The following is an 11,333-nucleotide window of genomic DNA, read 5'->3' as shown; positions in this document are numbered from 1 at the left end:
ATATAGGAAATACCGCGAGGAATACGTGGGGAAACTACAGCACGAGCTGCAACAATACCGTTTTTATTGAAAGCTTCTACCCAATCATTATCTTTAACGTCAATTTCTGCTGCATCGTCTTCGTTGAGCCAAATTGTTTGACCACCACGGAACAATGTCAACATTTGTTGGCTATCGAAATACATACTATGTGTAGACCACTTATGATGTGGTGTTAAGTATTTCAATGTGATTTCAGGGATACCTTCTTGTTTGTAGTCACCTTGTACTGGTTTATAGGACAATACAGGTTTGTATAACGCCATAGCTTCACCGTAATCACGCATCATTTCATGGTCGCAATAGAAGGATTGACGACCTGTTACGGTACGGAATGGTACCTTATCTTCTGTAGATGTTGTAAATGGAGAATAACGACGGTTTTTGTCGTTCTTACCAGTACTTGTTACAGAGCTAATGATGAAGCGTGGTTGGCGAACCATGTCATCGAAGGTAATCTTTTCTTGTTCACGACCTTTTGCATTCTTTTCAAGATCAGAAAGACCTGTTTTTTCTTCCATCGCTTTCCAAGAGCGAACAGCCAATTTACCGTTTGTACAAGAGGACAATGTCAATACGGCATTACAAGCTTCCTTACATTCGTAAATGCTAGGACGGCCATGAGAAATAAATTCTGGATTATCGATGATACCATTTTGATCATACAATGTTTGATATTCATCAGATACGTCCCATGCCATGCCATGAGCACCCATTTTGTTTTCAATATTAGGTCCCAAGGCAATATATTTTTCAAAGATTTTACTATAATCGCGTTTTACATGAACAAGGTTCGGCATTGTTTTACCAGGAATTGGTTCACATTCGCCTTTGCTCCAGTCGAGGACTTTCCCTTCTGGTTGAGCCACTTCACCTGGGCTGTCATGACCAAGAGGAGTTGCTACGATATCTTCGTATTCTGTGAAGCCAGACTCTTTCGCTACGCGAGATACTGTTTCTGCAAGGGTACGGAATGTATCCCAGTCAGATTTAGTTTCCCATGCGCAATCAACAGCTGCTTGGAATACGTGTACGTATGGATGCATGTCTGTAGAAGACAAATCTTCTTTTTCATACCATGTAGCCGCTGGGAACACGATATCAGAGTACAAGCCTGTAGAAGCCATACGGAAGTCAATATCGATTAAGAGGTCAAGCTTACCAACTTCATCTGCTTCGCGCCATTTGATTTCTTCTGGTTTTACTGGTGCATCATCATCTTCAAGAACACCATGTTTTGTACCAAGTAAATGTTTCAAGAAATATTCATGGCCTTTAGAGGAAGAACCGATAAGGTTTGCACGCCATACAAACAAGTTGCGTGGGTGGTTTTCTTTAGCTGCTGGATCTTCTACGCAGAATTGTAATTCTTTATTTTTCAATGCTTGCGCCACATATTGGTTGATTTCTGCTTCTGTACCAGCACCCGCTGCACGAGCATCATTAATCAATTCTTGGCTGCCTTTATTAAAAGTAGGGTAAGATGGCAACCAGCCTAAACGTGCAGCCAATACGTTGTAGTCACCAGGGTGACGGTAACGTGGCTTAGCTAATTTAGATACGCGGTCTGCTAAATCGATGCAATCAGAACGGTATTGTTCTGTAGCAAAATAGAACCAAGATGTACCATTTTGCAAACGAGGAGCTTTACTCCAGTCGTTAGCTGTCATGATGCCGCCCCAGCCTTCAACAGGACGAAGTTTTTCTTGACCTACGTAGTGAGCCCAGCCACCACCGTTAACACCTTCTGTACCACAGAACATGATGAGGTTCAAGATTGTACGGTAAATGATATCTGCATGGTACCAGTGGTTGATACCACCACCCATGATAATCATGGAGCGACCTTTAGTTTTTTCTGCATTATCTGCAAATTCACGAGCTGTAGCAATAGCAATATCTGCTTTTACGCCAGTGATTTTTTCTTGCCATGTAGGTGTATATGGAGTGTCATCAGTGTAAGCTGTAGCCACTTCACCACCGATACCACGGTCGATACCGTAGTTAGCAAGAATGAGGTCATATACTGTAGTTACTTTTACAGGACCATCAACAGTTTGTACTGTAATCGTTGGAATAGCACGTTCAATAACGCCTTCGTGCTCTTCATCACCAAAGTATGGCAACTTAACAACAGTCACATCTTCGCGTTGATCGAATACGGATAATTGAGGGTCGATTTTAGCACCTGTATTGCGGTTTTCAAGGCGCAAGTTCCATTTTTCAGGATGTGTATGACGATCACCCATTGTACCATTTGGAACAACAATTTCATTTGTTGTTTCATCGATCAATACAGTTTGGAAATCAGCACCGTCTTCTTTGCTACCTAAATCCTTAGCATTTAAGAAACGGCCTGGTTGTACAGCACCGTTGATTTCTTCAACGCGTACAAGGAATGGCATGTCAGTAAACTCTTTAGCATACTCTTTGAAATATGGAGTTTCCTTGTCGATATAGTATTCTTTTAAGATTACATGACCCATTGCCATAGCAAGAGCTGCATCAGTGCCGGCTTTCACATTAAGCCAAGCATCGGAAGATGTGGTAGATTCCGCATAGTCAGGGGATACGGACACAACCTTAGTACCTTTGTAACGAACCTCTGTCAAGAAGTGAGCGTCAGGTGTACGTGTCAATGGTACGTTGGAACCCCATGTCATGATGTAGCCAGCATTGTACCAGTCACCAGATTCAGGAGTATCTGTTTGCTCACCCCAAACTTGAGGGCTGGAAGGTGGCAAATCGGCATACCAGTCATAGAAGGACAATGGTGTACCGCCCATGAGGTTAAGAAAACGAGCACCTGCTGCATAAGACAACATGGACATCGCCGGAATTACAGAGAAGCCTGCGTTGCGGTCAGGGCCGTATGTTTTAGCTGTATACAGTAAAGATGCTGCAGTGATTTCTGTCGCTTCGTCCCAAGTGGATCGCACAAAGCCGCCCATACCACGGGCAGATTTATATTTTTTCGCCTTTTCTGGATTTTCTACGATAGATTTCCATGCTTCGATAGGATTTTCAGCTGTTTTCTTTGCTTCTCTCCAAAGCTCAGCCAATTCGCCGCGTACATATGGATATTTTACGCGCAATGGGCTGTATAAATACCAAGAGAAGGTCGCACCACGAGGGCACCCACGTGGTTCGTAATCCGGCATATCATCTGGTGTTTCAGGGTAATCAGTAGCCTGATTTTCCCACGCTACAACACCATTCTTAACGTAGATATTCCAGCTACAAGAACCAGTACAGTTTACGCCATGCGTTGTGCGGACAACTTTATCGTAAGACCAACGGTCACGATAAAAATTTTCCCACTCGCGACCGCCATCTTCAGTTATTTGATGGCCGCTTGGAGATACGTTCTTCTTCCGAAGAAACTTAAACTTTTGAGACAACAAGCTCATCTCATGTCCTCCTTCAAAACTACAAAAAAATCCCTTGCATTAGCTGAGCTAACACAAGGGAGAAAATACTGTTATTCGATATTACTAATATTAGGGTCTATATTATCAACCTCTAAATCTAGTAATCCGATTAAAGCGTCAAAATCACAGATTACTAGATGGTGTTTGTCATAGGCTACATAGCCTAACTTACGCAACTCACTTAACATGCGATTTAAACTTTCTCTTGATGTGGCAGCAAACTCAGCCAACTCTTGATTTGTTAGGGCAATATCAATAAAGATACCATCCTCGCGCTTTACACCATAACTATTGGCTAAGCGCAACAAGGTAGAATAGAATGCTCCCTTCTTGCCGTAAAGTAGCAAGTCTCGGTATTTTGCCTGTTGACGACGCATATGTAAAGTGTAGATTTTCATCATCGCAATGGCCAATGAATGGTCTTTTGCAATAGCCCCTTCCAACACATCATAGCGTATACAGTAAACAGAGCAATCCTCCCGAGCAATGGCGTTGAACACATATGATCTAGTGTTCTCCTCATACAACGGAACCTCACCAATTACACTATACGGTCCTACTAAACGCAACGCAAAAATGTGTCCGCTAGCCTCGAACTTTTTAATGCTCATTCTACCTTTTACTACTACGTAAAAGTATTCTGCCTTGTCCCCCTCACGGAAGAGAAAATCACCTTTTTTAAGATGTAGTTCCTCACCCGGCAAAGCAAGCAATTGGTTAATTAAATTTTGATCCATACCATTATCACTCCACAGTACTTTTATAACAAAATCCATTAGTTATACTAATCTATTTATAGTAAAAGCACCTATACTATATACTTTTTCGTATATATAAGATTATTATAACTTATTAATTTCAGAATATGTGTGTTTTACATCACATTCACAAAAAAAATTACACTATATAATATATCTGTGATGTAAGACATTGAAAAATATTAATGCTACAATAATTATAACGCAGTTTTGTAAGCAAATCGAATACTTTCTATAGGAATTCTTTAATTTTTACTATTTATATATACTTTATATATAATCTTAATATATTTTTCTTGTCTTATCTGCGTGTATAGTTGTTACAGTAAGGAGAAGTTCAAAATGAACGAACTAAAAATGCCTCAAGTAGGTGCAAGCCGCAGCGAAATCGTGGCTAATTGGCAACCGGAAAATCCGGAATTTTGGGAAAAATTTGGCAAAAAAATTGCTAAACAAAACCTCGTTATATCCACCATTGCCTTAACACTTTCATTCTGTGTTTGGTACTTATGGGCAACCATTGCGGCTCAGCTAAATAGCGCTGGATTTAACTTTACTACAGATCAATTATTTACATTAGCTGCCTTACCAGGCCTTGTAGGTGCTACATTGCGATTTGTATACACATACATGCCAGCACTATTAGGCGGTAAAAACTGGACATTTATTTCCACAATTATCTTATTAGTTCCTGTTGTTTGGCTTGGCTTTGCTGTACAAGATACAACAACTTCTTATGCAACATTTATGATTTTAACAGCCCTTATCGGTTTAGCAGGTGCCAACTTCTCATCCTCTATGGCATACATTGGCAACTTCTTCCCTAAATCCGAAAAAGGCACAGCGCTTGGTATCAACGGCGGCGTTGGTAATCTTGGTATTTCTGTAATCTACTTCCTAGCCCCATTTGCTATGGGATCTGCTGCTTTAGGTAGTGTATTTGGTGTAACGCCAGCAATTATTAAGGGCAACGCAGTGTATCTAGCTAATGCTGCTTTCATGTGGGTTGTACCTCTTGTTGTTATCCTTGCATTGATGACTCGTTTCATGGATAACCTACCTCTAGAAAAACCAAATCCTAAAAACCTCGTACAAATCTTTGGCAATAAGCACACATGGGCGCTTACATTGCTTTACACATGTTCCTTCGGTGCATTCTCTGGTTACGCAGCTGCACTAGGCTTGTTAGTAGGCAAAGAATTCCCTGAAGTCCCATTTGCATCCATCGCGTTCGTAGGCCCACTTGTAGCGGGTGCCCTTCGTCCTGTAGGTGGTTGGTTAGCAGATAAGATTAACAGCGGTACAAAAGTTACCTTCATTAGTCTTATTGGCTTATGTGCTTCCACTGCATTGATTGCGTTTGGTGTAGATATGCACAACTTCCCATTCTTCTTCGCAATGTCCGTATTAACCTTTGTATGCTGTGGTTTTGCTACCGGTGCAACATTCCGTATGATTCCACACGTATTTGGCAATCCTTTGCTCTCCTCTTTAATTACAGGTTTCGTAGCCGCTGTAGCTGCATACGGTGCCTTCATTACACCTAAGATCTTTGGCTTTGTATATTCCATGTTCGGCAATATTCACCCAGCCTTTGCTGTATTACTTGCATTTAACATTGTAACTGTAGCAGTGTGCTACTGGTTCTATGTGCGTAAAAGCGCAAATATGAATGTATAGGGTGTAACAGAAACTATAATTTACAACCCAATAAGGTAATAAAAGACTCCCTCAACAATCCTCCATGCGAATTAGTTCTGCGGCCATAGGCCTTGAACCCGCAAGTCGGATTTTATGAGGGAGTTCTTTTATTAAAAATTAGATGTATATTAGCATTTTAGGGAAATGTAAATTATAGTTTCTGTTATCTAAGCACGAAGGGAAGACCTCGTAAGTCGGATCGATGCGGGGTTTTCTTTTAGCAGTCCATTCATTCTAATTTGACGATATATATCTTTATCTCTATAATATAAATAGATAGTCAGACGAGTAGGAACGTCAGGCGCATCTCAAAAACAAAACATATAGGAAATGGCCTTTCTGTTTAGCTAATTACACTTGGTAACGGAGGGCTATTTGCTTTTTGTGAGGCAAATAAGCGCTATAAGTGCTCCAAAGGAAACGACTAGCGTCAAGATTCCAGTAATAACTGTAATAAGTTCAAAGTCACTCATAAGCTCACCCCCTTCTATAACGAAGAGAGGCCCAACCTCACCGACTACCTTAACAACATTATAAATTGAACAAATATACGATACAATAAGCAGTTATTTATCGATATATATGAATTAAATAATAAAGAAGAGCCTGCAATGCAGGCTCTTTTTATTATCCAAAGATTTCTTCTAGTAGTGCGTCGTCGATGATGGTACCAACGTAGAAGTCGCTGAAGATACCATATTTTGCACTGGCTACTTCAAAGCGCATATCGTATACGATTTTTTTGAATTGGATGTCGTCGTTACTGAAGATGGTAATACCCCATTCCCAGTCATCTAAGCCACAGCCACCTGTGGTGAATTCAGATAAAACGTCCAAGTATGTTTTACCAAGTTCACCGTGAGACTTCATCAAGGCTCCGCGTTCTTGCGGTGGTAGCATGAACCAATTATCATCACCTTCGCGTTTTTTAGACATATTATAGAAACAGATATATTTATCGCGAGGTACGTGAGGATATAGTTTTTGGTTAACTTCCTCTGTATCAAGTTTAGCCTTAACATAGGTGCTTACTTCTGTTACAGATGTATAAGAGTATGTTTGTACTAATACGCTTGCAATGGCAAGGCGGCGGAATTTACGTTCTACTTGAGCCAAGTATTCAAGGGATGGGCCGAGAATCCATAGAATTAAATCCCCTTTTGCTCCATTACAATCATAGAATGCATAGCTACCTTCTTTAGCTTGATGTTTAGCTTCAAGGTCGGCTAAGAATGCTTTTAATTCATTGCGCGCTGCCGCTTTTTCATCCTCTGTGAAACAGTTCCATGCGCTGAAATCCATGGCAAATACCATGTGTTGGCTATGCCAACCTTCTACTGTAGGGATTGCTTTTCCCATTATGATCACTCCTATCTATGGTGATTATATCAAAATAATAATGTATATCTATATTTACGGAAATCAAAAGACTCCAATAATTATTATAGCATATGGAGTCTTTTCAATTTAGTTTCTATTGAGATTTTTATCAGTATATTCTTTAGTTAAGACTAAACTACTACTTTTAGACTGAGATAATCCTATAGCTCTTAATACTAACTCTTTTAAGCAAGTCACTATTTTACTTGTCATTCACAAGTTTTTCTACCAGTTCTTTTGCTTGTTTTACACCATCAGGGATTCCAATGCCATCAAAGGGCGTACCGATGAGATGTAAATTTGGATAATGCTCTGCCACATATTCACGAACAGCTTTAATGCCTGCGCGATGGCCTACATTATATTGAGGCATGCAGTGAATGAGGCGATTGATGCGCACCCACTCTGGTTTGACAGAGAAACCCATGATATGTTGAATTTCTTTAACTGCCAATTCTGAAAGTTCCTCTTCGCTGAGTCGTTCTACTACATCATTACCAGGCTTACCGATAAAGACACGCAATACAACTTTATCATCAGGCGTTGTTTGTGGCCATTTTTGATTTAAAATGGTACACGCTGTGAGCGGTGTATCTGTCTTACGAGTAATCAGTAGTCCAGAGCCCTTTAAATCGCCATCAAAGGTGCTTTTATCAAAGGCCATAATAGCAATGGCACAACTAGATTGCTCCATAGAACGCAAGAAGTCAAAGCCGGCGTCATCCTTAAACCATTGCGAATACGTCGCAGGTGGAGTAGAGATAATCACATGATCCGCTATAGCAGGAGCTTTATCGAGAAGAACCTCTGTAGCTGAATCTGTAGTAGATTGACAGCCACAAGCATTGTTTACAGAATTCACCACATCGATAGCATACATACCATCAACATATCGAATATCAGAAACTAGTGTACCTGTATGCAAGTGTACATTACTAGGCATAGCCTCAACGATAGCGGTAATCACGCTTTCAAGGCCGCCTGTCAATTGACGAAACATACCGGATTGAGCCGCTGTTCCCTTCCGACTTTCCATATCCGTTTGCGCCTTAGCAGACTGATGATTTGAACTAGTCTTTGTTACATGGTTAGAACTGCTTGCACGATTACTAGCAAAATTAGCTTGACTAGACTTTGCTTCGTGGCTTTCAAATTGACGGTCTGTCATAGTACCTTTACCAGCACGAGGCACATCGCCTTCTGCTACAGCATCTTTAGCTGCTTTAGAGACACCTGCTTTGGAATGACTCATCTTAGCGGCCATCATACCTTTTACCATGTTCCCATATTTTTGTTCTACTTGAATAAAATGAGGGAATGTCGACAATAGGCTAATTTTATAAATATCGCCACCATAGATGCCAGCTAATAGGGGCTCGATGAGTTTATCCATCATTTCTTGTCCTAAGTGGTATTTGAAGAAATGACCAATGGATACATCCCCATTTTCATCGAGTTGGTATGGTTTCTTAAAATAATCTAAGCCTGCACGCAATTTACCAGGCCAGGAAATGAGCGTTGCTTTCACAAAGGGCATCATTTCCGTAGGAATGCCCATGATGGAACCGCCTGGAATTGGGTGGATAGAGCCCTTATCATATACAAAGGCTTGACCTGTTTCATTAGACACAAGGGTATCACCTAGTCCAAGATCATGCACGAGATCTGTCATTTCGGTTTTACGACCCAAATAGGAGTCAGGACCGAGTTCCACTACGAAGTCATCCACACGTTGCGTTTGTATTTTCCCACCAAATCGTGGTGCTTGTTCGTAAAGAGTAATGGTCCATTCCGGCTTTGCATGACCTAGATAATAAGCCGCTGTTAGCCCTGTTAAGCCACCGCCCACAATTGTTACGTTCACGAATGAATCCTTTCTATTATTGCACTCGCCATTGCTTGTAAAAATGTTTCATTACAATTTGGCATGGGTGCACGCATATATGTTGCGCCCTTTGCTTCAACGAGTTCTTTACACTCCACATCATTATCGTACAGTACCTCAACGTGATTGCTTACAAATCCAAATGGTACAAAAGCAATGCGAGTAGCACCAGTTTGTAAAGCTTCATTGATTGCATCCTCTACAGTAGGGCCCAACCATTGGCCATGAGGAGCCGCACTTTGCCATGCCACAGACCAATTCGGTAATTTACAATATTCAGCAATCTCTTTAGCACTTTCCTCTAAAGCTAACGCATACGAATCGCCACCATGATTATTGATAAGAGGTATACTGTGCGCACTAAAAATAACGAATACATCTTTAGCATTATGCACACACTCTGAAAGTGCTTTTACCCAGTATTCCTTGAAAGTTGGTTGGTCCCACCAGGAACGGATAAAGTCAAATGTCACATTATCATAGTTTGAAATGGCTGCTTGCACTTGTTTTTCATAAGCTCCAGTACCGAGAGCGGTGAAGAATGGAGCCGTTACAATAGCGATAATATGCTCCACTCCTTGCTGGACTAAGGAGTCAACTGCATCTGCAATGGACGGTTTCATGTGTAAAAAACCAATAGCGGAAGGCATAGTCGGCAACAGAGTAAGCAAGGTTCTATATTGGCACTCTGCCATAGTTTGAAGTTCAACATTTTCCCATTGACCGATTGTATCATAACGCTTAGTAAGATTAGCAATCTCTTCTTTCGTTGGTACACGGCCACGACGAATACTCGTCATATAGGGTACTAAATCATCCTTACTTAAAGGGCTACCATAAGACAGGAATAATAATCCTTTTTTTTCTACTTTCACTAATTTACCTCTCTTGAGCCCAAATTTCACGACTACGTTCATGCACATAGTCCGTTAGCCAATGGAGTTTTTGAGGATCTGCCTCTGGGAATACGCCATGACCTAAATTAAAGATATGGCGACCATAGCGAACACCGTCAAGCAAGATGCGATCCACTTCGCGAGCCAATGTTTTTTCGTCTCCGAACAAATACGCTGGATCTAAGTTACCTTGTACCGTTTGTGTTACGCCACGCTCGTTTGCCATAACGATGGAACTACGCCAATCAAGGGCAATGACGTCTAATGGCAAATGAGACCAAATAGACACCAAATGATCCGTACCAACGCCATTCATGGCCATTGGCAAATGAGGATATTTAGCTTTCACAGTCTTGATAATCCGTTCCATATGAGGGTAAATCCCTTGTTTATACTGGTCTGCATTAACAGCCCCTACCCAAGAGTCGAAGATTTGAAGTGCATTGGCACCCGCTTCAGCTTGCATGGACAAGTACGCAATGGACATATCCGCTAGTTTTGTCATCAATGCATTCCACATATCTGGAGCACCGATGAGCATACCGCGAGTCTTATTGTAATTCTTCGTTGGGCCCCCTTCGATAAGATAGGACGCAATGGTAAACGGTGCCCCACAGAAACCAATGAGCGGCACATCAAGCATACCAGAAGTTAATAGTGTAATCGTTTTCGCAATATAATCTACCTTTGTAGGATCAAAGGTTTCTAGTTTATCCACATCAGCCATAGAGCGGATAGGGGTGCTAAATACAGGCCCCACACCGGCCTTAAGCTCAACATTCACATTCATAGCCACCATTGGGCTCATGATGTCTTTGTAGAGAATCGCCGCATCAACGCCGTATTCCTTAACAGGTAATTCCGTAACACGAGCACATAGCTCAGGCTCTTTTGTAATTTCAAATAATGAATATTTCTCTTTGATTTTGCGATATTCCGCTTGGCTACGACCAGCTTGACGCATATACCACACAGGCGTTACACCAGGGTTCTTCCCTTGGATCATGTCCAAATAAGCTGTGTTCAAGTACTCAACCCCTTTCGTTCTAAATGTATACTAACACACTATGGTAACTAAAACAGTTACTTTGGTTACAATCACACACATTATTTATTCTTTAATAATCCCTAATAATCCCTGTGAAAGCATGTGCCTCCACAGGGATTATTATTTCATTACCACTTTGATTTAACTAAGACTTTAATTCAAGTATGTCGTTAAATTTACTAGTACTGTAATGTA

General features: G+C 41.0%; 7 protein-coding genes. 1 reads left to right on the top strand and 6 read right to left on the bottom strand.

Annotation, left to right across the window (positions count from 1 at the left end; all coding sequences use genetic code 11):
- Both HMPREF1865_RS04650 and HMPREF1865_RS04645 read right to left on the bottom strand, forming a co-directional pair.
- Nucleotides 1-3,449, bottom strand: a 3,449-nt coding sequence (locus HMPREF1865_RS04650; protein ID WP_060919365.1) for a nitrate reductase subunit alpha, incomplete at its 3' end; no start/stop codon positions are given.
- A gap of 71 nt (nt 3,450-3,520) precedes the next feature.
- A complete protein-coding gene (locus HMPREF1865_RS04645; protein ID WP_060919364.1) occupies nt 3,521-4,207 on the bottom strand; it encodes a Crp/Fnr family transcriptional regulator in 687 nt (228 codons plus the stop codon).
- A 363-nt stretch (nt 4,208-4,570) separates the two neighbouring features.
- Between HMPREF1865_RS04645 and HMPREF1865_RS04640 the strand changes: the two genes are divergently transcribed.
- Nucleotides 4,571-5,908 (top strand): MFS transporter, encoded by a 1,338-nt coding sequence (locus tag HMPREF1865_RS04640; RefSeq protein WP_060919363.1) that lies wholly within the window; start codon nt 4,571-4,573, stop codon nt 5,906-5,908.
- 648 nt (nt 5,909-6,556) lie between these two features.
- On the opposite strand, the gene hemQ is transcribed toward HMPREF1865_RS04640, so the two are convergent.
- The 4 genes from hemQ to hemE form a co-directional block, all read right to left on the bottom strand.
- Nucleotides 6,557-7,288, bottom strand: a complete 732-nt coding sequence (gene hemQ / locus HMPREF1865_RS04635) for a hydrogen peroxide-dependent heme synthase (RefSeq protein WP_039965396.1) — start codon at nt 7,286-7,288, stop codon at nt 6,557-6,559.
- A gap of 223 nt (nt 7,289-7,511) precedes the next feature.
- Entirely contained in the window at nt 7,512-9,173 is a 1,662-nt protein-coding gene (hemG, locus tag HMPREF1865_RS04630) for a protoporphyrinogen oxidase (protein ID WP_060919362.1), read from the bottom strand.
- Nucleotides 9,170-10,069, bottom strand: coding sequence for a ferrochelatase (gene hemH, locus HMPREF1865_RS04625; protein ID WP_060919361.1), 900 nt, complete (start codon nt 10,067-10,069; stop codon nt 9,170-9,172). Before hemH ends, hemG begins: the two co-directional genes overlap by 4 nt.
- 4 nt (nt 10,070-10,073) lie before the next feature.
- Nucleotides 10,074-11,117: a uroporphyrinogen decarboxylase gene (gene hemE, locus HMPREF1865_RS04620; protein WP_060919360.1), complete on the bottom strand. Its 1,044-nt coding sequence runs from the start codon at nt 11,115-11,117 to the stop codon at nt 10,074-10,076.
- Nucleotides 11,118-11,333 lie beyond the last annotated feature (216 nt).

The sequence above is a fragment of the Veillonella parvula genome, from assembly GCF_001553335.1.
In the GTDB taxonomy this organism is placed as follows: domain Bacteria; phylum Bacillota; class Negativicutes; order Veillonellales; family Veillonellaceae; genus Veillonella; species Veillonella parvula_S.
This window is presented reverse-complemented; position numbering and strand designations above follow the sequence as displayed.

Excerpts from the sequence above, each read along its gene's own strand:
- HMPREF1865_RS04645 (WP_060919364.1), bottom strand. The coding sequence starts at position 4,207 with ATGGATCAAAATTTAATTAACCAATTGCTTGCTTTGCCGGGTGAGGAA.
- HMPREF1865_RS04640 (WP_060919363.1), top strand. The coding sequence starts at position 4,571 with ATGAACGAACTAAAAATGCCTCAAGTAGGTGCAAGCCGCAGCGAAATC.
- hemQ (WP_039965396.1), bottom strand. The coding sequence starts at position 7,288 with ATGGGAAAAGCAATCCCTACAGTAGAAGGTTGGCATAGCCAACACATG.